Annotated in this window: 20 protein-coding genes, 1 tRNA gene and 4 pseudogenes; 12 read left to right on the top strand and 13 right to left on the bottom strand. The window is 59.4% G+C overall.

Annotated features, from left to right (window positions below; all coding sequences use genetic code 11):
* Positions 1-49: 49 nt before the first annotated feature.
* Positions 50-796: an energy transducer TonB gene (locus ACIQVE_RS25140; RefSeq protein ID WP_402813637.1), complete on the top strand. Its 747-nt coding sequence runs from the start codon at positions 50-52 to the stop codon at positions 794-796.
* A complete protein-coding gene (rimI, locus tag ACIQVE_RS25135; RefSeq protein ID WP_402813614.1) occupies positions 789-1,241 on the top strand; it encodes a ribosomal protein S18-alanine N-acetyltransferase in 453 nt (150 codons plus the stop codon). Before ACIQVE_RS25140 ends, rimI begins: the two co-directional genes overlap by 8 nt.
* Positions 1,242-1,363: 122 nt before the next feature.
* Here rimI and ACIQVE_RS25130 read toward each other — a convergent pair whose 3' ends face one another.
* The gene (locus tag ACIQVE_RS25130; protein WP_402813612.1) at positions 1,364-1,768 is read right to left on the bottom strand and encodes a serine kinase/phosphatase; all 405 of its coding nucleotides are present in this window, start codon (positions 1,766-1,768) and stop codon (positions 1,364-1,366) included.
* Between the two features lie 141 nt (positions 1,769-1,909).
* Between ACIQVE_RS25130 and can the strand changes: the two genes are divergently transcribed.
* A complete protein-coding gene (can, locus tag ACIQVE_RS25125) occupies positions 1,910-2,554 on the top strand; it encodes a carbonate dehydratase (protein ID WP_042561069.1) in 645 nt (214 codons plus the stop codon).
* A 21-nt stretch (positions 2,555-2,575) separates the two neighbouring features.
* On the opposite strand, the gene ACIQVE_RS25120 is transcribed toward can, so the two are convergent.
* On the bottom strand, positions 2,576-3,100 hold the full coding sequence (locus ACIQVE_RS25120; RefSeq protein WP_402813610.1) for a lysine methyltransferase: 525 nt from the start codon (positions 3,098-3,100) through the stop codon (positions 2,576-2,578).
* A 183-nt stretch (positions 3,101-3,283) separates the two neighbouring features.
* Positions 3,284-4,456, bottom strand: a complete 1,173-nt coding sequence (locus tag ACIQVE_RS25115; protein ID WP_402813608.1) for a hypothetical protein — start codon at positions 4,454-4,456, stop codon at positions 3,284-3,286.
* Positions 4,457-4,710: 254 nt separating this feature from the next.
* Here ACIQVE_RS25115 and ACIQVE_RS25110 point away from each other — a divergent pair, with 254 nt between their 5' ends.
* The gene (locus ACIQVE_RS25110) at positions 4,711-5,001 is read left to right on the top strand and encodes a nucleotidyltransferase family protein (protein WP_402813606.1); all 291 of its coding nucleotides are present in this window, start codon (positions 4,711-4,713) and stop codon (positions 4,999-5,001) included.
* A pseudogene (locus ACIQVE_RS25105) lies at positions 4,998-5,144 on the top strand (DUF86 domain-containing protein); the annotation flags it as partial. The gene ACIQVE_RS25110 and the pseudogene ACIQVE_RS25105, both read left to right, overlap by 4 nt.
* A gap of 76 nt (positions 5,145-5,220) precedes the next feature.
* On the opposite strand, the gene ACIQVE_RS25100 reads toward ACIQVE_RS25105, so the two are convergent.
* A complete protein-coding gene (locus tag ACIQVE_RS25100; protein WP_042561066.1) occupies positions 5,221-6,639 on the bottom strand; it encodes a short-chain fatty acid transporter in 1,419 nt (472 codons plus the stop codon).
* Positions 6,640-6,920: 281 nt separating this feature from the next.
* Between ACIQVE_RS25100 and ACIQVE_RS25095 the strand changes: the two genes are divergently transcribed.
* From ACIQVE_RS25095 to ACIQVE_RS25075, 5 genes and pseudogenes are all read left to right on the top strand, one after another.
* Positions 6,921-8,234: an MFS transporter gene (locus ACIQVE_RS25095; protein ID WP_402813605.1), complete on the top strand. Its 1,314-nt coding sequence runs from the start codon at positions 6,921-6,923 to the stop codon at positions 8,232-8,234.
* Positions 8,235-8,302: 68 nt separating this feature from the next.
* A pseudogene (locus tag ACIQVE_RS25090) lies at positions 8,303-9,127 on the top strand (PAS domain-containing protein); the annotation flags it as partial.
* The gene (locus ACIQVE_RS25085; protein ID WP_402813634.1) at positions 9,107-9,667 is read left to right on the top strand and encodes a methyl-accepting chemotaxis protein; all 561 of its coding nucleotides are present in this window, start codon (positions 9,107-9,109) and stop codon (positions 9,665-9,667) included. The pseudogene ACIQVE_RS25090 and the gene ACIQVE_RS25085, both read left to right, overlap by 21 nt.
* Before the next feature lie 174 nt (positions 9,668-9,841).
* A complete protein-coding gene (locus tag ACIQVE_RS25080; RefSeq protein WP_402813602.1) occupies positions 9,842-10,441 on the top strand; it encodes a flavin reductase family protein in 600 nt (199 codons plus the stop codon).
* A 73-nt stretch (positions 10,442-10,514) separates the two neighbouring features.
* On the top strand, positions 10,515-11,147 hold the full coding sequence (locus ACIQVE_RS25075; RefSeq protein ID WP_402813599.1) for a LysE family translocator: 633 nt from the start codon (positions 10,515-10,517) through the stop codon (positions 11,145-11,147).
* Positions 11,148-11,229: 82 nt separating this feature from the next.
* Here the strand turns inward: ACIQVE_RS25075 and ggt are convergent, their stop codons facing one another.
* Positions 11,230-13,062, bottom strand: a complete 1,833-nt coding sequence (gene ggt / locus ACIQVE_RS25070) for a gamma-glutamyltransferase (protein ID WP_402813597.1) — start codon at positions 13,060-13,062, stop codon at positions 11,230-11,232.
* 164 nt (positions 13,063-13,226) lie between these two features.
* Here ggt and ACIQVE_RS25065 point away from each other — a divergent pair.
* Positions 13,227-13,438: pseudogene (locus ACIQVE_RS25065) on the top strand (DUF2817 domain-containing protein); the annotation flags it as partial.
* Between the two features lie 43 nt (positions 13,439-13,481).
* Here ACIQVE_RS25065 and ACIQVE_RS25060 read toward each other — a convergent pair.
* From ACIQVE_RS25060 to ACIQVE_RS25045, 4 genes are all read right to left on the bottom strand, one after another.
* The gene (locus ACIQVE_RS25060; protein ID WP_402813595.1) at positions 13,482-13,757 is read right to left on the bottom strand and encodes a bacteriocin immunity protein; all 276 of its coding nucleotides are present in this window, start codon (positions 13,755-13,757) and stop codon (positions 13,482-13,484) included.
* Between the two features lie 7 nt (positions 13,758-13,764).
* Positions 13,765-15,009: an S-type pyocin domain-containing protein gene (locus ACIQVE_RS25055; RefSeq protein WP_402813592.1), complete on the bottom strand. Its 1,245-nt coding sequence runs from the start codon at positions 15,007-15,009 to the stop codon at positions 13,765-13,767.
* Between the two features lie 234 nt (positions 15,010-15,243).
* Positions 15,244-15,320, bottom strand: a tRNA-Met gene (locus tag ACIQVE_RS25050).
* A gap of 115 nt (positions 15,321-15,435) precedes the next feature.
* Complete coding sequence (locus tag ACIQVE_RS25045) at positions 15,436-17,493, bottom strand: methyl-accepting chemotaxis protein (protein ID WP_402813589.1); 2,058 nt, start codon at positions 17,491-17,493, stop codon at positions 15,436-15,438.
* A 333-nt stretch (positions 17,494-17,826) separates the two neighbouring features.
* Between ACIQVE_RS25045 and ACIQVE_RS25040 the strand changes: the two genes are divergently transcribed.
* The gene (locus tag ACIQVE_RS25040) at positions 17,827-19,044 is read left to right on the top strand and encodes an MFS transporter (protein WP_402813586.1); all 1,218 of its coding nucleotides are present in this window, start codon (positions 17,827-17,829) and stop codon (positions 19,042-19,044) included.
* Positions 19,045-19,139: 95 nt separating this feature from the next.
* Here the strand turns inward: ACIQVE_RS25040 and ychF are convergent, their stop codons facing one another.
* The 4 genes and pseudogenes from ychF to ACIQVE_RS25020 all read right to left on the bottom strand — a co-directional run.
* On the bottom strand, positions 19,140-20,240 hold the full coding sequence (gene ychF / locus ACIQVE_RS25035; protein WP_402813583.1) for a redox-regulated ATPase YchF: 1,101 nt from the start codon (positions 20,238-20,240) through the stop codon (positions 19,140-19,142).
* A gap of 22 nt (positions 20,241-20,262) precedes the next feature.
* Entirely contained in the window at positions 20,263-20,847 is a 585-nt protein-coding gene (gene pth / locus ACIQVE_RS25030) for an aminoacyl-tRNA hydrolase (protein WP_402813581.1), read from the bottom strand.
* A gap of 171 nt (positions 20,848-21,018) precedes the next feature.
* Positions 21,019-21,621, bottom strand: coding sequence for a 50S ribosomal protein L25/general stress protein Ctc (locus ACIQVE_RS25025; protein WP_402813579.1), 603 nt, complete (start codon positions 21,619-21,621; stop codon positions 21,019-21,021).
* A 141-nt stretch (positions 21,622-21,762) separates the two neighbouring features.
* Positions 21,763-21,888, bottom strand: a pseudogene (locus ACIQVE_RS25020) (ribose-phosphate pyrophosphokinase); the annotation flags it as partial.

Raw genomic sequence — 21,888 nt, 5'->3', positions numbered from 1 at the left:
TGGCCGACCTTTGCTTATCGAGTCCCGCCGCCGCGCCTATTTGAACGCCATGCAGGTGGTCAATTGGCTGCCGCGCACCGAATTGCCCTTCGCCGCCCCTTCGCGGCCCGAGCTGCTGGACATGCCCGAGCCTGAGGTTGAGGCTCCGGTGACGCTGGCTCCGCAAGCCGAAGCCCCGGTGCAGCCTGCCGCGCGTCCGGTCGAACGACCAAAAATCGAAGTGCCGCGCCCCTCACTGGCGAGCACCCGAACCGGTGCCAAACCGGTGGAAGAGGTCGACGAAACTCCCGTGGTCGCCAAACCGGCACCGGTGCCACCACCGCGTTTCGCCCTGCAACTGCTGCGCGCCGGGCGTTGCCTGCTGCTGGTGGAGTTACCCACAGGTGAACCCTTCCAGAGCCGCGATCCCGCCTATTTGCTGCTTAAAGACATGCTGCGCGCCGCCGGTCTGCCGGATGCGCCGCAAATTGTCGGCGAGCCCGTGCGCTGGCCGTGGTTGAATCGCGGCACCATGGATCAGGGCCCGGAAGCTGCGCGCGACTTCGTGCAAGGTTTTCTCTCGGTACAAATGGAAGCGGCGCCGTGCGCCTGCCTGTGGCTGATCGGCCTGCCAGCGGTGCGTTTTGCCGGTGAATCGGACGCTGAAGCGTTCAATCGTGAATTGCAGATCGAAGGTCTGGGCTCGGCCTGGGCCATTCCCGGTCTGGAATTGTTAATGGAAGAGCCACAGCGCAAAGCCGCTGTGTGGCAAGCCATGCGTCGGCTGATGGCGCGCTGGAAAGAATCGAATGAGTGACGCTGTAACGTTCCGCCCGATGACCGAGGCGGACATGGACGCTGTGCTGAAGATTGAATTCGCCGCGTACAGCCACCCGTGGACCCGCGGGATTTTTCTCGACGGCCTCGGCAAATACCAGATCTGGTTGATGTTCGAAGGTCAGCAGCAGGTCGGTCACGGCGTGGTGCAGATCATTCTGGATGAGGCGCACCTGCTCAACATCACGGTCAAACCGGAGAATCAGGGGCGTGGGCTGGGGCTGACGTTGCTGGAGCATCTGATGTCGCGGGCGTATGCCGCCCAGGCGCGCGAGTGTTTCCTGGAGGTGCGTGACAGCAACCAGTCGGCGTTCCGTTTGTATGAGCGTTATGGCTTCAATGAGATTGGCCGGCGTCGGGATTATTATCCGGCTGTTGGTGGGCGCGAAGATGCGGTGGTCATGGCCTGCACCCTAGTGGATTGAGCCACAAAAGCATCGCGGGCAAGCCCGCTCCCACAGTTTTTTTGCCGTATACATAATCTGGGCACGACTCAGATCCCTGTGGGAGCGGGCTTGCCCGCGATGACGTTTTGTCAGGAAACCAATCAGCGATTACCATCCAGCGGTTCACGCCGCGCCAGCTCTGCTTCATCCAGGCCATTGCCGCCGCCGATATCGTCTTCATCGACCACGCTCAAATCCCAATCCGCCGGATTGTCTTCACCGGATTCGCTGGCGTCTCTGGCGCCATCCTCATGAATCAGGGTTTCGGGGCTCATATCATCGTCGGTTGGCTCATGGTCGGCAGTCGATGCGCCAGTAAGGCCCGCTTCACGTACGCGCTCCTCGGGCATCAGTTGTTCACGTTCCTGCACCGACAGTTCATCGCCGATCTTCGCGCTGGGCTGTTCGTCGTCGAAATCCAGCTCGTGCATCGAACCCATGCGATCTTCGTTATCATCGATGGGCTCCGGTTGCACCGCATCGTAAGGGCGTCGTGAATCAGTCATGGCAAATCCTCATAGTGTGGGCCTTACTTAGGTGGACTCACCGGGCACACGAGAATTCCAATGAAATCACTTGCGGTTCTGGCGTGACCCCGACCGACGGTCGTCTGTCAAAGCAGCGCATCTTTCTTGAGGCCTTACAGCATGCACGACTTACAAGACCTGATTGATAACAACGAGCGTTGGGCTGACGCGATCACCAAGGAAGACCCGGATTTCTTCGCCAAGCTGGCGCGTCAGCAAACCCCTGAATACCTGTGGATTGGCTGTTCCGACGCACGGGTGCCGGCCAACGAAATCGTCGGCATGTTGCCGGGCGATTTGTTCGTACACCGCAATGTCGCCAACGTGGTGCTGCACACCGACCTCAATTGCCTGTCGGTGATCCAGTACGCGGTCGATGTGCTCAAGGTCAAACACATTCTGGTCACCGGCCACTACGGCTGTGGCGGTGTGCGGGCGTCGATGCAGGATCGTCAGCTCGGTCTGATCGACGGCTGGCTGCGCTCGATCCGTGACCTCTATTACGACAAGCGTGACGAACTGGCCAAGCTGCCGACCGAAGAAGAGCGGGTCGATCGCATGTGCGAGCTCAACGTGATCCAGCAAGTGGCCAACGTCGGCCACACCAGCATTGTGCAAAACGCCTGGCATCGCGGGCAGAGCCTGTCGATCCACGGTTGCATTTACGGCATCAAGGATGGCCGCTGGAAAAGCCTGAACGCGACCATCAGCGGTTTCGAGCAATTGCCGCCGCAGTATCGCTTGCGTCCTGTCGGGGCGCCGTAGCCCAAAGGTTGTCCGCGGGGATCAGCGAGAATCTTGCCGACGCCAGCGCTGTAAAAAGTGCTGGCCCTCGATGCTCGGCGGTTCGTTGTAACCGGTGATCCACCCACGGCAACGCGCAGAACCGCAACCGCAGGCAAACTGGTGCAGCAGTTTGTCTTCGGTGGCGGCGTAATCCATGGTCAGCCGCTCACTCCTGTGGATATCTTTCAATGCCCACAGCCACAGTTCGCTCATGTCGAGAAACACGTTCGGGTCGCAGGCGTGTTCGAGCGCTCCGCAAAAGCGTGGGTCGTAGACGTGGACGCCATTCAACAACTGTCGGGTCTGTCGACAACGATAGGGCAGCAACTGTCCCGACACTCTGCACATCCGGCTGGTGCGCAGAAACTCCCGACGTGCTACGACCCCTGTTGGGGTCCCGTGCTCATCGTGAATGACTTCGAAGTCGGCGCAGGACGGAAACCCAAGGCGCACCGGCAGGCCGGCGAAGGGGTAAATGCCTTCGGTATCGCGGGGAACAGATCCAGCAATCGCATGGGTATTCATAACAGTCCTTGTCGCAAGGAGGGCGCGACTTCCTTTAGCTGACGTCCTGTCAGCACAGCGGCACTATTTCTTTGGATCCAATCTAGTCTTAATAGGTATAGACGGTCTACTGTCAGATCTGACAGGCGAAATACACGCTTTCCCGCGTCAGTCATGGCTGACACGGGAAAGCCATTGGCGCGGTTACAGATGTGGGGCGGGGACAGCGGCTGCTGGCAAAGGGGCTTTGAGCTGTTGCAGTTGAGCCTTGACTGGTGGGGTGGCGCACTTGGTGGCGGCTTGTTCCGGGGTCAGGCTGCGAATCGAGGTGTAGAACAACTCGCAGGTTTTGACCTTTTGCGTGACTTGCCAGGTCAGCGTGCAGCTACTGAGAGTGGTCTGCGCATCGCTGCCCGGTTTGCTACCCATGTTGGCCTGCCAGCAGGCGGCGCTCAAATCCTGACCCATAACCTTCAGGCCTGCCGCGTCAGCCTTGGCTTGCGCATCGTCGCCGGTATAGCTCTTGGCGTCGGCGGCGTACCAGATGTAACTGGGATGGTTCGAACCCAGCACCGGCACGTTCACCCCTGCGCTTGGGCTGATGGTCGCCAGGCCGAGGACGTTCACGGTCGGCCCGTATTGCTGCTTGATCCAGTTGCGGACCGGTGCACCGAACGCCACCATCGGCAGCGTCTGGCCGCTGGCGGTCTGGCTGAACTGCTTGACCAGCGTGGTCTGATAGTCCTTGAAGTAGTCATAGACGCCTTCCAGGTCACTGCCGGCGTTAGACGGCGCGGCGATCGGTGCGATGTCGATGATGGTCTGATAGGCCGGGGTCTGATTGGCGGGGATGCCATTGACCGTCAACAGCGTTGCCCAGCGGTCAGTGGTATTGGAGCGCAGATAATCCTGAGCCTGGGTTAGCGAGTAATCCGGCGGAAAGTGCAACAACTCGACGCTTTTACGATTTTCCAGGGCCATGCCCAACGGCAGGAACAGATACCAGCTATACGCCCATTTGCCATCGGCGTTGAGCTTGCTGGCGCCGCTGTAGGCCAGATCGCCCGCGTCCAGCAGTGCCGACAACGGTTTTTCGTAGCCCTGTGGCACGCCGCTGATTTCGACATAGAGCTGGTCGTTATCGGTTTTCACCAGAACCTTCGCATTGGCATAGCCGTCGCGCTGCACGCTCTGGGTCAGGTAATGCGTGACGGTCTGCTCCAGCGTCCAGTTGCGAAAGCAGATCACGCTGCAGTTGTTGGGGTAGGCGAAGAGACGTGTGACGCGCTCGGTGCTGCCCAGCTTCAGGTCCACATCGGCGTGGGCGGCGGCGCTCAGTGTCAGCGCGGCGAGGGTAAGTCCTGCGAGTTTGAACATGCTCAGATCCTTTTCAGCGTGGTTACCCCGATTCTGGGGCGCCTCATATTGGATCAGCGCTGTTGTCCGGAGAAGTGCTAACTGGCAAATTTTAATGGCGAGCAGAGGCCAGGCTCACCTGTAAATGCGGGGCATTGGTCAATGCCACCGGAGTTACCGGCTTCAAGTGATCGCTGCCATGTTTTTCCATGGAGGGCCTTCGCGCGGCACTTTCAGCTAGACTGCTGACAAACCGAATCTTGCGTTGGTGAAGAATGAAGCCTTCCACTGCACTTGAGCTGCAACGATCCGCCATCCGAGAAGTGGTTGGCCGATTCCGTGTGGCTAACCCCCGCGTATTTGGTTCGGCAGTATTGGGGACTGATATTGATGGAAGTGATCTGGATCTGTTGGTCGACCCGCTGCCCGGCGCCACTTTGTTTGACCTCGGCGGCCTTCAGGTTGAACTGGAAGATTTGCTCGGCGTAACTGTTGATCTGCTCACGCCGGGAGACCTGCCGCTGAAGTTTCGTCAGCAGGTCCTTGATCAGGCACGTCCCGTATGACTGAGAACCGACTCGACGATTATCTTGAGCACATGCACCTGGCCGCCAGTGATGCGCTGATCTTTGTCGAAGGCCTCAGCAAGGAAGAGTTCGTCGACGACAAGCGTACGCAGCAAGCGGTCATCATGAGCTTGATCATCATTGCCTGAACTCTTGAAAGTCCTCCCTGCCACTCAAAACTGATTGCACCTGCTGCGAGGCAGGTGCAATTGCGTCAAGTTACGGCATCACCGGCGGCGTATACGCCAGTGTTGTCCCCAGCGCCCACAGCAACAGCAGCACCAGCGGCGTGTGCACCAGTAATTGCACGAACGAGAAGCCGATCAGGTCCCGAGCCTTCAAGCCGAGCACGCCTAGCAGCGGTAGCATGTAGAACGGGTTGATCAGGTTCGGCAAGGCTTCCGCCGCGTTGTAGATCTGCACCGCCCAGCCGAGGTGGTATTGCAGGTCGTTGGCGACTTGCATGACGTACGGCGCTTCGATGATCCACTTGCCGCCGCCGGACGGGATGAAGAAACCGAGAATCGCCGAGTACACGCCCATCAGCAGCGCATAGGTGTCGTGCGAGGCAATGCTAACGAAGAACGTTGAGATGTGGTGGGCCAGGGTTTGTGCATCGGCGCCTTTGACGGTGGTCATCAGCGCGGCGATCGAGCCGTACAGCGGAAACTGGATCAGCACGCCGGTGGTGGTGGGCACCGCGCGGGCGACCGCATCGAGGAAGCTGCGCGGGCGCCAGTGCAGCAATGCGCCGAGCATGATGAACAGGAAGTTGTAGGTGTTCAGTCCGGAAATCGCGGTAATCGCAGGTTTGGTCGAGAACTCATGGAACAGCCATCCCGCCGCCAGTAGCACCAGCACGATGATCAGCAGCGGACTGTGTTCCAGCCATTCGCCGGGCCGGGTGCGCGGTTGCAGCGGCGGCAGGTTGAAGGCCGGGTCGATCCCGCAGGCCTCGGCGCTGCGCGCAGAGTTCGGGCCGGGGGCGGTGGCGTAGGCGATGATGATCGAAACCACGATCAGCGCCAGCAGCATCACGCCGGACTGCCAGAGGAAAATGGTTTCGGTGAACGGAATAACGCCAGTGATCGACAGGATCGACGGCGGCAGGCTGCCAGGGTTGGCCTGCAACTGCGCGGCCGACGACGACAGACCCAGTGCCCACACCGCGCCAAGGCCCAGATAGGCGGCGGCGCCGGCAGCGCGGTAATCCATTTTCAGATCGGTGCGGCGGGCGAGGGCGCGTACCAGCAAACCACCGAATACCAGCGACAGGCCCCAGTTCAGCAACGAGGCGACCATCGAGATCAGCGCGACCCAGGCCACGGCCGAGCGACCGTTTTTCGGGATGCGCGCCAAGCGGTCAATCAGCTTCACGGCGGGCGGAGAACTGGCGACCACGTAGCCGCCGATCACCACAAAAGCCATTTGCATGGTGAACGGGATCAGGCTCCAGAACCCGTCGCCGAACGCCATGGCAGCGGCGGTGGGTTTGGCGCCCATGGCCATTGTGGCCAGTGCAACGATGATGACGGCCAGCGCCGCGAATACCCAGGAGTCGGGAAACCAGCGTTCGGCAAAACTTGAGCAGCGCAGGGCAAAGCGCGCAGAGCGGCTATCTTCGATATCAACGGCCACGGGAGTACCTCGGATTTTTATGGTTGTTTTGGGTCCGCAAGGCGCCCAATTCCAGGCACTTCACCATTACTGTGGGAGCGAGCAAGCTCGCTCCCACAGGTGTTCACATGGTTAGTTGGCGCCCGGGTCGAACCCTCTGGACTGGCCTCAACAATAATTCAAGCCAAGCTGTTTTGTGAGCAGGTTTTGCAAAACCGGGACTATGGTCTAACGGGTTGTCCATCTGTTCATTTGCGTAGACCATGGGCGCCTTGGTTTTTTGCCTGCCAGAGTTCTTTGCCATGACTGCCCAAAACACGGCCAAACCTGCGCCGTTCAGCCGCTCCGACTACAAGACGCTCGGCCTTGCGGCCCTTGGCGGGGCGCTGGAAATCTACGATTTCATCATCTTCGTATTCTTCGCCCTGACCCTCAGCCAGTTGTTCTTCCCGCCGGAAATGCCCGAGTGGCTGCGTCTGCTGCAAAGCTTCGGGATTTTTGTCACTGGTTATCTGGCGCGGCCGCTGGGCGGGATTCTGATGGCGCATTTCGCCGACCGGATGGGCCGCAAAAAGGTCTTCAGCCTGAGCATTCTGATGATGGCGCTGCCGTGCCTGCTGATCGGGATCATGCCGACGTACGCCCAAATCGGTTATTTCGCACCGCTGCTGTTGTTGGCGCTGCGCATCCTTCAGGGCGCGGCCGTTGGCGGTGAAGTGCCGAGCGCCTGGGTATTCGTCGCCGAGCACGCACCGAGCGGTCATCGCGGTTATGCCTTGGGCTTTTTGCAGGCTGGTTTGACCTTCGGTTATCTGATCGGCGCGCTGACTGCAACGTTCCTCGCACAAGTCTTCACCCCGGCGGAAATTCTTGATTACGCCTGGCGCTATCCATTCCTGCTGGGCGGCGTGTTCGGCGTGATTGGTGTCTATTTGCGTCGCTGGTTGAGCGAAACCCCGGTGTTCATGGCGATGCAAGCCCAGCGTGAAGCACGGGTCGAACTGCCGTTGCGCACGGTGCTGCGCGAACATCGTCTGGCGATGCTGCCGGCCATGTTGCTGACCTGCGTGCTGACGTCGGCGGTGGTGGTGTTCGTGGTCATCACCCCGACTATGATGCAGAAAACCTTCGGCATGACCGCCAGCCACACTTTCGCGCTCAGTGCCTTGGGCATCGTCTTCCTCAACATCGGCTGCGTGATCGCCGGTTTGCTGGTTGATCGCATCGGTGCCTGGCGCACGGTCATGCTTTATAGCCTGCTGCTGCCGCTGGGCATTGGCGTGCTTTACGGCTTTTTGATCATGGGTAGCCATTGGCTTGGCCTTGCGTATGCCGTGGCCGGTCTTGGCTGTGGCGTTGTGGGGGCAGTGCCGTCGGTGATGGTCGGGTTGTTCCCGGCGCGTATTCGGGTCTCCGGTATTTCCTTCACTTACAACATTGCCTACGCCGCTTGGGCGAGTATCACGCCGTTGTTGCTGATCGGTCTGATGCCATGGAGCCCATGGATCTGCGTAATCTTCTGCGCGGTAATGGGCGCGGTGGGTGTTCTGAGTGCGGCGTATTTCGGTTCGCGGGTGCCGCGTACGGGGCCATGTCAGGTTGCCGGAACTACTTGATGCCCGGCGTCGAAACTATTTTTGACTGACCGGTCGCAAACGCTCTTCAGAAAAGTGTTCCAGAGCCGATGGTTAGGTTGTATGCCGCTTTCTACCCTGCCCATCGGTACCCTGCCATGTTCAACAAACGCCTGAAGCAAGAGCTGGCCACTCTTCGTGAAGAACTCTCCAGCTTGCTACAGGTGAAGGAAAGCCTGGAAAGCGAGATGCTGGTGCTGACCCTTGAGCCGGACGGACGGATTCAGTCGGTCAACCAGAACTTTCTCAACGAGATGTTCTACAAGAGCCAGGACCTGATTGGCCGGGCTATTGATGACATCGTGCCAGTCCACGTGAAATCCGACGAATTCCATCAGCGCTTCAAGAACGCCATGACTCGCGGCGAACATTTCGCCGGTGCCGTGCGTCTTTTGCGTGGCAACGGTAACGAGGCCTGGTTGCGCTCGATCGTGCAGCCGGTACGTTCTTCGGATGGGCGGATCAAGCACATCTCGATCTTCTCCAGCGACCTGACCCGCACGATTGAAGCTTCCCGCGAGCACGAAAACCTTATCGGCGCACTGGTGCGTTCCACCGCGGTGATCGAGTTTGATTTGAACGGTAACGTGCTGAACGCCAACGAGCGCTTTCTAAGCGGCATGGGTTACAGCCTGGCGCAGATCAAGGGTAAACATCACCGCCAGTTCTGCACACCTGATGAGTACAACAGCGCCGAGTACCAGAACTTCTGGCGTCGCTTGAACAACGGTGAATTCGTGGCTGACCGCTTCAAGCGTGTCGACAGCCATGGTCGTACAGTCTGGCTGGAGGCGTCCTACAACCCGGTGGTCGATGCCAACAACAAATTGTACAAAGTGGTGAAGTTCGCCACGGTGATCACCGATCAGGTCAACCGCGAACAAGCCGTTGCCGACGCGGCCAGCATTGCCTACAGCACCTCGCAACAAACCGACAGCACCGCGCAGCGCGGCACTGCGGTGGTGACTGAAGCGGTCAACGTGATGCGCGATTTGTCGCGGCACATGCAGGCCGCCGGTGAGGGCATTGAAGCACTGAACGAGCAGTCGCTGGTGATCGGCACCATCGTCAAAACCATCAGCGGCATCGCCGAACAGACCAACCTGCTGGCGCTCAACGCCGCGATCGAAGCGGCCCGTGCCGGCGAGCAGGGCCGTGGCTTTGCCGTGGTAGCCGACGAAGTGCGGCAATTGGCATCGCGCACCAGCCAGGCGACCGATGAAATCGTCGTGGTGGTACGACAGAACCAGGAAATGGCCCGCAACGCCGTGGCCCTGATGACCGACGGCAAACTCCAGGCCGAACAAGGGCTGGCGCTGGCGGCCGAGGCGGGCACGGTAATCGTCGAGATTCAGGACGGCGCCCAGAAAGTCGTGAACGCGGTGGGTCAGTTTGCCAATCAACTGTCCAACTGATCTGCGCTGACTCTTTCCCCCCTGTGGGAGCGAGCTTGCTCGCGAAGGCGGTTTGACGTTCAACCCTTGCGTTGACTGATACACCGCTTTCGCGAGCAAGCTCGCTCCCACAGGGTCTGCGTTTCTCCAACGGCTGGCGCTACAATCTGTTCCTTTTCCCCGGAGCAGATCCCCATGAGCGATTCCCACCGCCGCCCGGTCCCCCTGAACAAAGCCTACCGTTTGCTCAATCACGGCCCGACCGTACTGGTCAGCGCCGCCCATGACGGCCAGCGCAACATCATGGCCGCAGCGTGGGCAATGCCGCTGGATTTCGAACCGCCGAAAGTTGCCGTCGTACTCGACAAATCCACCTGGACGAGGCAGTTGCTCGAGGCGTCCGGCACCTTCGTGCTCAACGTTCCTTGCGTCAATCAGGCTGATATCGTGCAAACCGTCGGTTCGACTTCGGGTCTGGAGATCACTCAAAGCCACGGGCAGGACAAGTTTCAGGCCTATGGCTTGCAGACCTTCACGGGTGACCTGATCGATGCGCCGTTGCTCGACGGTTGCGTCGCCTGGCTCGAATGCCGCTTGCTGCCGGAGCCGCGCAATCACGAGCAGTACGACCTGTTCCTCGCCGAAGTCATCGCCGCCCATGCCGATGAACGGGTGTTCAGCGAAGGGCGTTGGCATTTCGACGGGTACGACGGCCTGCGCACCTTGCACCATGTGGCCGGCGGACACTTCCTGACGATTGGCGACCCGGTGGACGGCAAGACGCTGGCGGTTTGAATTTGGTTGATGGCAAACCTTTAGCAGATGTTGCAAGGTAGGGACATTGTCGAACCAATCAGGCACATGCCCCATGGACCTTTCCCTCGCGAGCTTTCTCGCTCCGTTGCTGTCGCTGGCGTTGCTGTGGACGGTAGCTGTCATCACGCCCGGCCCGAATTTTTTCAACATCGCCCAGCTCGCGGCCAGTCAGTCTCGTCGCCATGGCGTAGTGGCTGCGCTGGGTGTGGCGACCGGAACGGTGCTGTGGGGACTGGCCGGCGGCTTGGGCATCAAGACGCTGTTCAGCGCTGCACCGACGTTGTATCTGGGATTCAAGATAGCCGGCGGTTGCTATCTCATTTATCTCGGACTCAAGCAGTTCAAGCGCAAGGCTGCGGTAGCGCAAGGTGCGCCGGTTGGTTCGAAACAAACCTATCTCGGCGTTTATAGCCGTGGTTTTCTCGGCAACATGACCAACCCAAAATCAGCGCTGTTCGTGGCGACAATCTTCGCCACCGCCATGCCGGCCCACGTGCCGCCGTTATTGCTGGCGCTGGCGGTAATGACCATGGCCACGCTGTCGTTCAGTTGGTATTGCAGCGTGGCGCTGTTCTTCGCCAGCCGCCGGGTTGCCGGCGTTTATGGGCGCTCACGCCAATGGCTGGATCGGCTGGCCGGTGGTTGCTATCTGCTGTTCGGCGCGCATTTGGTGGCTAATCGCTGAGTGTGATCGGCAAACAAACTCGATCTCCGCGCATAAAGAAGGCCTACCACCCGGTAGGCCTTTTCCGTTTACTGCGTAATCCTCAATCCCCGAGCGCTTCTCCCTCACGTCGCGGATCCGCTCCGCCCTCCAGAGAGGCTTTCCCCTGCGCATACTTGACGCGCACGATGGCCTGGGTGCCGCTGGTCATGTCGATTTCGTTGACGGTGTGACCCTTGTCTTTCAATGCCTGAATGAGTGCCGGGCTGAACTGGCCTTTTTCCAGTTCGGTCGGGCCGTTGCGGCTGCCGAAGTTGGGGAGGCTGATGGCGCTTTGCGGGTCGAGGTTCCAGTCGAGCAGGCCGATGGTGGTTTTGGCCACGTATTCGATGATCTGCGATCCACCCGGCGAGCCGACACCAGCGAGGAATTCGCCGCTGTTGCGATCGAAGATCAGCGTCGGGGCCATCGACGAGCGCGGACGTTTGCCGGGTTCGATGCGGTTGGCGACTTTCTGGCCGTTCTCTTCAGGGATGAACGAGAAGTCGGTCATCTGGTTATTCAGCAAAAAGCCCTGAACCATCAGGTGCGAGCCGAAGGCGGCTTCGATGGTGGTGGTCATCGACACGGCGCCGCCGAGGTCATCCACCGCGACCACTTGCGAGGTGGAAATGCGCAGTGGCGAGCGATCCGGCGCATAAGCCACTTGCACGCCCGGCGGCGTGCCCGGTTTGGCGCTGCCCATGCTGCGTTCGCCGATCAGGCTGGCGCGACTGGCGAGATAGCCCGGTTCGACCAGGCCTTTGACCGGCACCGGCACGAAGTCGGTATCGGCGACGTATTGCGCACGGTCGGCGTAAGCCAGGCGTTCCGCCTCGGCGATGAGGTGCACGGCTTGCGGCGCCGGTTCGATGCCGGCGGGTTTGTCAGTCTTCAGTGGTTTAAGCGGTGCCAGCGCGAGGCGCGGATCGCGATTTTCCAGTGCCTGCAAGGTGCCAAGAATCTGCGCCACGGCGATCCCGCCTGAGGACGGTGGTGGCATGCCGCAGACCTGCCAGCGTTTGTAGTCAGTGCACAGCGGCGCGCGCTCTTTGGCTTTGTAACCCTGAAGATCGTTCAACGACAGGCTGCCTGGGTTGGCGTGGCCCTGCACCTTGGCGACGATCTCCTCGGCGATCGGGCCTGTGTACAGCGCATCGGCGCCTTCGCTGGCGATACGTTTGAGCACGGCGGCCAGGGCTGGATTCTGCAAGCGGGTGCCGACGGCTTTGACGCTGCCATCGCCATTTAGGAAGTAAGCGGCCATGTCCGGCGAGCGGCGAATCACCGGATCGGATGCCAGCAACGAGTGTAGACGCGGGGAGATCGCGAAGCCTTGCTCGGCCAGTTTGATCGCCGGTTCGAACAGTTTGGCCCAAGGCAGACGACCGTGCTGTTTATGCGCCATCTCCAGTGCGCGCAATACGCCCGGTGTGCCTACAGAACGACCACCGATTTGCGCTTGCGGGAACGGCATAGGTTTGCCGTCTGCTTGCAGGAATAGTTTCTCGGTAGCGCCGGCCGGCGCGGTTTCGCGACCGTCGTAGGTGCGCACCTGTTTGCCGTCCCACAACACAATCATCGCACCGCCACCGATGCCGGAAGATTGCGGCTCCACCAGCGTCAGTACCGCTTGCATCGCAATCGCTGCATCAATCGCCGAACCGCCCTGACGCAGGATCTCCCGACCTGCTTCAGCGGCCAGCGGATTGGCAGCCGCCGCCATGTGTTTGCTGGCGTGACGGGTTTGCAGATCGGTGCGATAACCGGAGGCGGCTTCCGGTGCCAGCGGCAGGGTCGAGGAGGGCGGGGCGTTGCACGCGGTGAGGGTCAGGGCGCTGATGATCAGCGTCAGGGCAGGCAGGCGAAAGCGGCTCAAGGGCAAGGCTGAAAACACGCGGGCTCTCCGTCCGTGGATTAAAAGTCTGAGGGACTTTATCGACCGACCGTGTGGGACGCAAACCGCCGGTGTGTTTCTCCTTCATGCCTTGGCAAATTTTCTGTAGGGTTTCGGGCAATCGATGAGCGCGCATTTCTACCGTTCAAGGCATAAAAACCATTCCGTGGGGCACGGCGTGGTTACGTCGGGTCAACGAAGGCAACATTGACCTCAACCGCAATCACTTGGATTTCACCAGGGCGTTTTCGGATAACCGCGCTTATGCCGCGCTGTATGAAGTCTATGCGTGCACCGACCTGAATGGCCCTCGGCGGCAGCGCGCCGATGCGTTGCTGGATGCGCAAATCAACGAGCATGCTGGCCAGCAGTTGTTTGCGAAAGTCTAAGTCGTGCGAGCCATCTGGTTCGTCGAGTTCTTAAACACCTTTGAACCCTGGCAAACCCTGTGCTGCACGCCAGTCTTTTACAATTTGCATTACGCCCTTGGGGGAGCTGTCCGCACCAGGCTCAGGGTAATAGATCAGGTCCGCCCCAGCTGGGTGTTCGCTGATTTTCTCGAAGTGCAACAGCAGCAAGTCAGCGCGATCATCGTTTTCGGCTTCTTCATCTTCTCTAGCGAGTTCTTCCAGCAGCGCTTCGAACTCGGTCTCGGTGTACTCCGAAATGCTGTTTTTCAGTAACTTGTCTGTCATGGCTTAGCTATTCGTTCCGGTGGATATCGATGTGGTTTCGGGGCGTGTTCACTCGCAGATTATCTACGTCGTAGACCCCCCCGCCCTCAGATACTTTTTCGATGTGATGAAGTTCGTAAGACGTTCTGCCCCCGACTCTATCGGCTTTGCGCACACGTGGTGCTTTACCTTTGCGCATACGACCAATGCTCTGTTTGACGAACTGATCCGCCGCGGCTGACTCCGAAACTGCTTTCCAAAGGGATGATCTGAACGAGTCGAAGCTTTTGAATTCTTGTCCCCGCAGTGAGTCTGCCACGTCCGTTGGAATTGGAACTCCCATCCCCGAACTTGCTCCGATGAGCCATATTCCAGAAACATCTTCACCAATCCCCGTCACCGTACCCGGCGTCAGTCTGGCAGGCCTCGAAAACACCACATACAGCGACTTCAGCCCGGTCTCTGCCGGAAACACCAGAATACAATCCTCGGCAGTAATGTCCTCGCCGGGCAGGCCTTCTATCTGGGTATCAGTGTTCTCGGGAATCGGGTGAACCAGGATCGTGTTCAGCTCGCCGTGATCTGGGTGGATCAGCGGCGGCATCGATCCCAGTGGCCCGCGTTGCGGCGTCCATAGAATCGTAATGCCGTTGAGCTTCGCCTCCATGGCGGTCTTGTCTTTGTTCCACTCGACTTTGACGGTGCGCACCGAGTCATCGCCCGAAGCGCCGGTGTGGATGCCGTAAACCTGCATGACCCCTTCGGCATCACGCCGGAACTGGAAACGTACGCGAGTAGTGGCGCGGCTCATTGTGCGTAGCTGTTCGTCGGTGTGTAGCGTGCCGTCGCTCATCTTGGTCGGGAGCATCCCGAGGATGAACACGCTGGCTGGCCCGCCTGCGCCACGTATGGCCCAGTTGAGGCGTTGCTGCAGAATTCCACCGCCGGCCAAGCGCCCCAAGGCCAGATCGGCACCAATCGCCGTCGCTACGGCGGTGCTGGCAGAGGGCAAGAGCATGGCGCCCGCGACCATGATCTTGCCGAAGTTCGAGGCGGGTTCCGGTGCGGTGCCCGCATCCGTTCGGCACCAGTTACCCGCCGTGCAGGACTTGGCAAACACCAGATCTTCACGGGGCTTGGGCGTTGGCCATTCGTCCTTTTCGATGTACATCGGCTCTGGCGCGGGGGGCGGATTCCAAGCAGCCCATGAGCCGTTCCCGCTCGGACGTTCCCAAGGCCAATCTTCATCGAAGAAAGATTTGAATCGAGCCATGACAACTCCCTGTATGGCTTTGAATCGAGCCAGGGAAGCTTGTCGGTCAATGGGGAGTTCGGGCAAACCGATGGGTTGAATTTCACGCGCCTGGATTTACGAAGAATCCAATTCGTACCTGGATCGAATCCGTTTCCTACGGTGCTTTCTTCGCCTGGCGGAATAGGAGATTGCCGGGACTTTTCTTCAGGCATAAAAAAACGGCCTACCTTTCGGTAAGCCGTTTTTAGTACTTGGTGGCTACACAGGGACTTGAACCCCGGACCCCAGCATTATGAATGCTATGCTCTAACCAACTGAGCTATGTAGCCAAGTGGCGCGCATTATTCCCCTGAAATGGAAAGTCGTCAAGCGTAAATTTAAAATATTTCTTCTTATTTTCAACCGCTTATCCTCCGGCCCCGAAAATCGGGGCCGGGCAGGGCATCAACGCAGCTGAAATCTAGCGGTGTTGGCACTCAAGGCATGACTGCCCTGACTCAAGGTGTCCGCCGCCAGATTCACCGCCCGTGCCCCTTCGAGCAATCGCACCGCTGCCTGATCGACTTGCTGGATATTGCTGCTGACCTCGTCGGCGGTGCTCGCTTGCTCTTCAACGGCCGTGGCGATCTGCGCGAGGGTGTCCGTGACGCTCTGCACCGCGCTGGCAATTTCCCCCAGGCGTTCGCCCAGCCCGGTCACCGCTTCAGCGTCCGTTTGCGCCTGGCCGCAGGCGGCTTCCATCAGGCTCACGGCTTCGTTGACCGTGGCGCGCAGGCTGTCGACGGTGCCGGCGATCTGCGCGGTGGACGATTGCGTGCGTTGCGACAGGCTGCGCACTTCATCGGCGACTACGGCGAAACCGCGCCCCTGTTCCCCGGCGCGTGCGGCCTCAATGGCCGCGTTGAGCGCGAGCAGGTTGGTCTGCTCGGCCACACCGCGAATGGTGTCGACCACCAATTGAATCTGCTGCCCTTGCGCGCTGACCCGACCCAGCGCCGCAGCGGTTTCGTTCAAGCGTTGGTTGAGTTGTTGAATGCTCGCCGTGGTGCGCTGACTGTCGCGGCTGCTGTCGGCGGCGATGCGTCGGGTGTGCTGGGCGCTGCCAGAGGCTTGTTCGCAGCTTTGCGCCACGCCTTGGGACGTCGCCGCCAGTTGTGTGGCGGCTGCGGCGATCTGGCTGATCTGCAATTGCTGTGCTTCGACTTCGCTGAGGGCGCCGCTGGAATGATCGTTGAGGCTGCGTACCGCGTTGCTCAGTTGCGAGGTCTCGTGATCGACGCCGATCATGCTGGTGCGCAATTGCACCACGGCGACGTTGAGTGCGGTGCTGATTGCCGCCAGTTCGTCGTGTCCCACAACCGGTACTTGTAGACTCAGATTGCCGTCGCGCAGGGCTTCGGCGAGTACGGTGATGCCGCTGGCGCTGCGGCGGATCGAGGCTTGCAGGCAGATGAACAAGTACAGCGCCGCCAGCAGCAGACAGCCGAACACCGCCGCGACGATGATCAGTTGTCGAACCGCTGAACCGTGATGGTCTTCGAGGCGCTGATCCAGCGACATCAGTGATTGCTGGCGCAGAGTGGCGAGGTCAGTCAGCAACGCATCAAGGCTGCGCTCGAAGTCTTCCGGCTTGAGATTGATGCTGCCACCGAACACGCCTTCATCCAGCACCTTGAGGCCGCTGTCCAGGTTTCTGAGACTGTCGTGGTATTGGCTGGCCCAGGATTGCAGGCCGGCGGGAAGACGCGCTTCAAGCAAACCCGCGGTTTTCACCAGTTGCTCGCGGGCATCGCCGATGCGGCTGCGCAGATCGCGCAACTGCAAGCGACTTTGCAAAGTGAACTGACCGGACACCACCGACGCCTGCCCGACCGCCGCGAGGCGCCCGACCCGTTCGATCAGGTCCGGTGCATGCTGCGTGGAAATCTGCGTCAGCAGATAGGTTTCCAGCCATGGCGCCAAGGTCAGGCGATTGTCCATGACGATTTGCTCGCGCAGCGCTTGCAGGGCGCTGAGGGCGTTGGTGAAGCGGTCGTAACCGTCCGGCCACCAGCCGACGCTGCTGAGGCTTTTCGAGTCGAGGCCACCGAGCGCGGTTTGCAGCGATTGATAGCGGGTGAGGGTTTCGCCTTCGGCGCCCTCGTTAGTCAGTGCATTGCCCAGGTCAGTAGTGGCTTGCAGAACTGCGGGCTGCACGCCATCGAACGCAGCCATGGCGGCGAGCGTGGCGGGAGTCGGCTGACGATTGGTTTCCGTGGCACGCCAGCGGGCGGCGCGGTCGCGTTGGGCGGCGAGCAGGTTGTCGAGTGCATCCAGCGCGAGCAACTGACGCACACCGGCACGTTCGCCGGAAATCAGATTGAGTTTGTCGCGATAGTCCTGGCCGATCATCAACAGGCTGCCGGCCAACGGCAGAATGAATAGCAGAAACAACAACTGGAATTTACGTGCGAAGCCAAACCGCCCCAGCAACTTGATCCCCGGTGAAAGGAAAGCCTGCATGCCCCATGACTCCTCTGGACACCACGCACCAATGGCGTGCATCGCGGTCGGTCGACGTTGATGTTGTGCCCTGCTAAAAGGCCTCGAAAGTTCACTCTTGTCCGCTCTGTAGGCGAACTCTGTAGCGAAACTTCCCATTGTCGATCACCTTTGTAAGGCGACCGCGTTCAAGGGGAGAAGCAAGGCAAGATTCAGACCATGGCGTTGCGCTATCACCGGATTGATGACGAACAGTCAGTTAGTTAGCTGGCTAAGGGGATAGCCTTGGCGCACCGAAAAATGGCACATTGACGGACCTGCCTGCGTGCACCCATCTGCTGTTCGGAAACTTCCATGGATATCAGCAACGTTCACACTGCCGCTGCCTCGGCGTCCGCTCCCCCCCAAAGCAGTCCATTGGTGATGCGCATCATCGGCGCAGTCGCGCTGGCGCACCTGATCAATGACCTGATCCAGTCGGTGTTGCCGTCGATCTACCCGATGCTGAAGGCGAGCTACGGCCTGACCTTCACCCAGATCGGGCTGATTACTCTGACCTTCCAGCTGACCGCTTCGCTGTTACAGCCGTGGGTTGGTTATCACACCGATCGGCACCCGAAACCGTGGCTGTTGCCGGCGGGTTCCATTTGTACGCTGGTTGGCATCGTGATGATGTCGATGGTCGGTAGTTTTCCAATGATTCTGCTGGCAGCGGCGCTGATCGGCATCGGCTCCTCGACCTTCCACCCGGAAGCATCGCGGATTGCGCGGCTGGCTTCGGGCGGACGGTTTGGTCTGGCGCAGTCAACGTTCCAGGTCGGCGGTAATGCCGGTTCCGCGTTCGGCCCATTGCTGGCGGCAGCGATCATTATTCCGTTCGGCCAAGGCAATGTGGCGTGGTTCGGCTTGTTCGCGGTGTTTGCGCTGTTTGTGCTGTACCGCATCAGTCGCTGGTACGCCCATCACTTGAATCTGTTCAAGCTCAAGGCAGGCCAGGCGGCCACTCATGGTTTGTCGAAGGGCAGGGTGACCAGTGCGCTGGTAGTGCTGGGGCTGTTGGTGTTTTCCAAGTATTTCTACATGGCCAGCCTCACCAGCTACTTCACGTTCTACCTGATCGAGAAGTTTGACCTGTCGGTGGCCAGTTCGCAGCTGCACCTGTTCCTGTTCCTTGGTGCTGTGGCGGCGGGCACGTTCTTCGGCGGGCCGATTGGCGACAAGATCGGGCGTAAGGCTGTGATCTGGTTTTCGATTCTTGGGGTGGCACCGTTTACGCTGCTGATGCCTCACGTTGATCTGTTCTGGACCAGCGTGCTCAGCGTGATAATCGGCTTCATCCTCGCCTCGGCGTTCTCGGCGATTGTGGTGTACGCGCAGGAACTGGTGCCGGGCAATGTCGGGATGATTGCCGGGATCTTCTTTGGTTTGATGTTTGGTTTTGGCGGGATTGGTGCGGCGTTGCTTGGGCATCTGGCGGATGTGCACGGGATCGAATACGTGTATTTCCTGTGCTCGTTCTTGCCGTTATTTGGGATGTTGGCGATCTTCTTGCCGAGGACCAGAAAGGCCTGATTCAGCAAAACTCCTACAGGAGAACTGCGTACAGCCATAAATTTCAGGCACAAAAAAGCCGCGTATCAAACGCGGCTTTTTCATGGGTGCAGACTTTACACGTTGAAACGGAAGTGCATCACGTCGCCGTCTTTAACGATGTAGTCTTTGCCTTCCAGACGCCATTTACCGGCCTCTTTGGTGCCGGCTTCGCCCTTGTATTGGATGAAGTCGTTGTAGGCGATCACTTCGGCGCGGATGAAGCCTTTTTCGAAGTCGGTGTGGATCACGCCAGCAGCCTGAGGTGCGGTGGCACCGACTTTGACGGTCCAGGCGCGGACTTCTTCGACGCCAGCAGTGAAGTAGGTCTGCAAGTGCAGCATTTCGTAGCCGGCGCGGATTACGCGGTTCAGGCCAGGCTCTTCCAGGCCCAAGGCCTCAAGGAACATGTCCTTCTCTTCGCCGTCGTCGAGCTCTGCGATTTCTGCTTCGATCTTGTTGCAGACCGGAACAACGATGGCGCCTTCTTCTTCGGCGATGGCCATGACCACGTCGAGCAGTGGGTTGTTCTCGAAACCGTCTTCAGCGACGTTGGCGATGTACATGACCGGCTTAGTGGTCAGCAGGTGGAAGCCTTTGATCACCGCTTTTTCGTCGGTGCTCATGGACTTCATCAGGCTGCGCGCAGGCTTGCCTTCGGTGAAGTGAGCGATCAGTTGCTCCAGCAGAGCCTTCTGAACGACGGCGTCCTTGTCTCCGCCCTTGGCATTGCGCGCGACTTTCTGCAGTTGCTTCTCGCAGCTGTCGAGGTCGGCGAAGATCAATTCCAGGTCGATGATTTCGATGTCGCGTTTCGGGTCGACACTGTTGGAAACGTGGATCACGTTTTCGTCTTCGAAGCAGCGCACCACGTGAGCGATGGCGTCTGTTTCGCGGATGTTGGCGAGGAACTTGTTGCCCAGACCTTCACCTTTCGAGGCGCCGGCAACCAGACCAGCGATGTCGACGAATTCCATGGTGGTCGGCAGGATGCGCTTGGGATTGACGATGGCCGCCAGTGCGTCCAGACGTGCATCGGGCATCGGCACGATGCCGCTGTTCGGCTCGATCGTGCAGAAGGGGAAGTTCTCGGCCGCGATCCCGGATTTGGTCAGGGCGTTGAACAGTGTGGACTTGCCGACGTTAGGCAGGCCGACGATGCCGCAATTGAATCCCATGGTGTTTCCCCTCGGATAAGAGTCAGGCATTATGGCTGTGAAGGTATTTCATCGCACGGTTCCATTCACCGGCGAGGATATCCGGCAGCACGCCGAGGGCAAAGTCGATGCTGGCATCGAGAATTTCCTCTACGGAGCGTGGCGCACCACCCAGGACGAAATTTGAAACCATACTGGCGACGCCCGGGTGGCCGATGCCAAGCCGCAGACGGTAGAAAGTATTCTGATTGCCCAGTTGCGCGATGATGTCGCGCAACCCGTTGTGACCGCCATGGCCGCCGCCCTGCTTGAGCTTGGCGACGCCGGGAGGCAGATCGAGTTCGTCGTGCGCCACCAGGATTTCTTCAGGCGTGATGCGGAAGAAACCGGCGAGTGCCGCTACGGCCTGGCCGCTGCGGTTCATGTAGGTGGTGGGAATCAGCAGGCGAACATCCTGACCCTGATGCGAGTAGCGCCCGGTCAGGCCGAAATATTTGCGATCGGCGACAAGGTTCACACCTTGTGCGGCTGCGATGCGCTCAACAAAAAGGGCCCCTGCGTTATGCCGGGTCTGTTCGTATTCAGCGCCTGGATTTCCCAGGCCAACGATCAGTTTGATGGCAGTCACGATAGGGGCCCTTCCTTGGAGTGGTGGATAACATCGCCGCAATCAGGGAGAGCGGCGAAAGTGGACGAAAAAAGCTCATTTACCATAGATGTAAACTCCGCGTTCTCGCCCGCTTTCTCGCTACGTTCCAGTCCGCGATGTTACTTGATCACTCCGGCGTTACAGAGTGAATTACTCTGCTGCGCCTTCTTCGGTAGCTTCTGGAGCAACACGTGGAGCGTGTACGTTTGCAACAGCTTTGTCGTCACCGTGAGCCAGTGCAACGAACTCAACGCCTTTAGGGGCTTTAAGGTCGGACAGGTGAACGATTGCGCCGATTTCCAGAGCCGACAGGTCGACTTCGATGAACTCAGGCAGGTCTTTCGGCAGGCAGGTCACTTCGATTTCCGAAACAACGTGCGAGATTTCGCCGCCTTTCTTGATCGGAGCTTCTTCACCAACAAAGTGCACAGGCACGATAGCGGTCAGTTTCTGACCTGCTACAACGCGTACGAAGTCAGCGTGCAGAACGTGGCCTTTGGACGGGTGACGTTGCAGAGCTTTGATGATGACGTTCTGCTTGGTGCCACCAACGTTCAGCTCGATGATGTGGCTGTAAGCCGCGTCGTTTTCGAGCAGTTTGGCAACTTCTTTGGCCAGCATGCTGATGGATTCAGGGGCTTTTTCGCCACCGTAAACTACAGCTGGAACCAGAGCGGCGAGACGACGCAGGCGGCGGCTCGCACCTTTCCCCAGGTCGGAACGCACTTCAGCATTCAGGGTAAAATCGTTCATTTTGTATCTCCAAAATAGCCATGACCGAGCGGCGTTTGCGACCAGCGCCAAACACGGTATGGGCAAAAAAGCCCCGCCCCGACAGGAATGCCGGGGCGGGGCGCTTTTCGTCAACGAGACATTTCGAGAAGGGCAGGGCCCTTAGCGGAACATCGCGCTGATCGATTCTTCGTTGCTGATGCGGCGAACCGCTTCGGCAACTACCGGTGCGATATCCAGTTGACGGATACGTGCACAGGCTTGTGCTGCAGCGGACAGCGGGATGGT

The organism is Pseudomonas sp. NPDC098747, assembly GCF_044760045.1.
Lineage (GTDB): Bacteria > Pseudomonadota > Gammaproteobacteria > Pseudomonadales > Pseudomonadaceae > Aquipseudomonas.
Note: the sequence above shows the minus strand (reverse complement) of the source record. Positions and strands in the feature narration are given on the sequence as shown.

Coding starts and splice junctions, on each gene's coding strand:
- ACIQVE_RS25060 (WP_402813595.1), bottom strand. CDS start 13,757: ATGACAGACAAGTTACTGAAAAACAGCATTTCGGAGTACACCGAGACC.
- ACIQVE_RS25025 (WP_402813579.1), bottom strand. CDS start 21,621: ATGAACGATTTTACCCTGAATGCTGAAGTGCGTTCCGACCTGGGGAAA.
- ACIQVE_RS25130 (WP_402813612.1), bottom strand. CDS start 1,768: ATGACTGATTCACGACGCCCTTACGATGCGGTGCAACCGGAGCCCATC.
- ACIQVE_RS25040 (WP_402813586.1), top strand. CDS start 17,827: ATGGATATCAGCAACGTTCACACTGCCGCTGCCTCGGCGTCCGCTCCC.
- ychF (WP_402813583.1), bottom strand. CDS start 20,240: ATGGGATTCAATTGCGGCATCGTCGGCCTGCCTAACGTCGGCAAGTCC.
- ACIQVE_RS25095 (WP_402813605.1), top strand. CDS start 6,921: ATGACTGCCCAAAACACGGCCAAACCTGCGCCGTTCAGCCGCTCCGAC.
- ACIQVE_RS25110 (WP_402813606.1), top strand. CDS start 4,711: ATGAAGCCTTCCACTGCACTTGAGCTGCAACGATCCGCCATCCGAGAA.
- ACIQVE_RS25055 (WP_402813592.1), bottom strand. CDS start 15,009: ATGGCTCGATTCAAATCTTTCTTCGATGAAGATTGGCCTTGGGAACGT.
- ACIQVE_RS25080 (WP_402813602.1), top strand. CDS start 9,842: ATGAGCGATTCCCACCGCCGCCCGGTCCCCCTGAACAAAGCCTACCGT.
- can (WP_042561069.1), top strand. CDS start 1,910: ATGCACGACTTACAAGACCTGATTGATAACAACGAGCGTTGGGCTGAC.
- ACIQVE_RS25120 (WP_402813610.1), bottom strand. CDS start 3,100: ATGAATACCCATGCGATTGCTGGATCTGTTCCCCGCGATACCGAAGGC.
- ACIQVE_RS25115 (WP_402813608.1), bottom strand. CDS start 4,456: ATGTTCAAACTCGCAGGACTTACCCTCGCCGCGCTGACACTGAGCGCC.
- rimI (WP_402813614.1), top strand. CDS start 789: ATGAGTGACGCTGTAACGTTCCGCCCGATGACCGAGGCGGACATGGAC.
- ACIQVE_RS25045 (WP_402813589.1), bottom strand. CDS start 17,493: ATGCAGGCTTTCCTTTCACCGGGGATCAAGTTGCTGGGGCGGTTTGGC.
- ACIQVE_RS25075 (WP_402813599.1), top strand. CDS start 10,515: ATGGACCTTTCCCTCGCGAGCTTTCTCGCTCCGTTGCTGTCGCTGGCG.
- ACIQVE_RS25140 (WP_402813637.1), top strand. CDS start 50: ATGCAGGTGGTCAATTGGCTGCCGCGCACCGAATTGCCCTTCGCCGCC.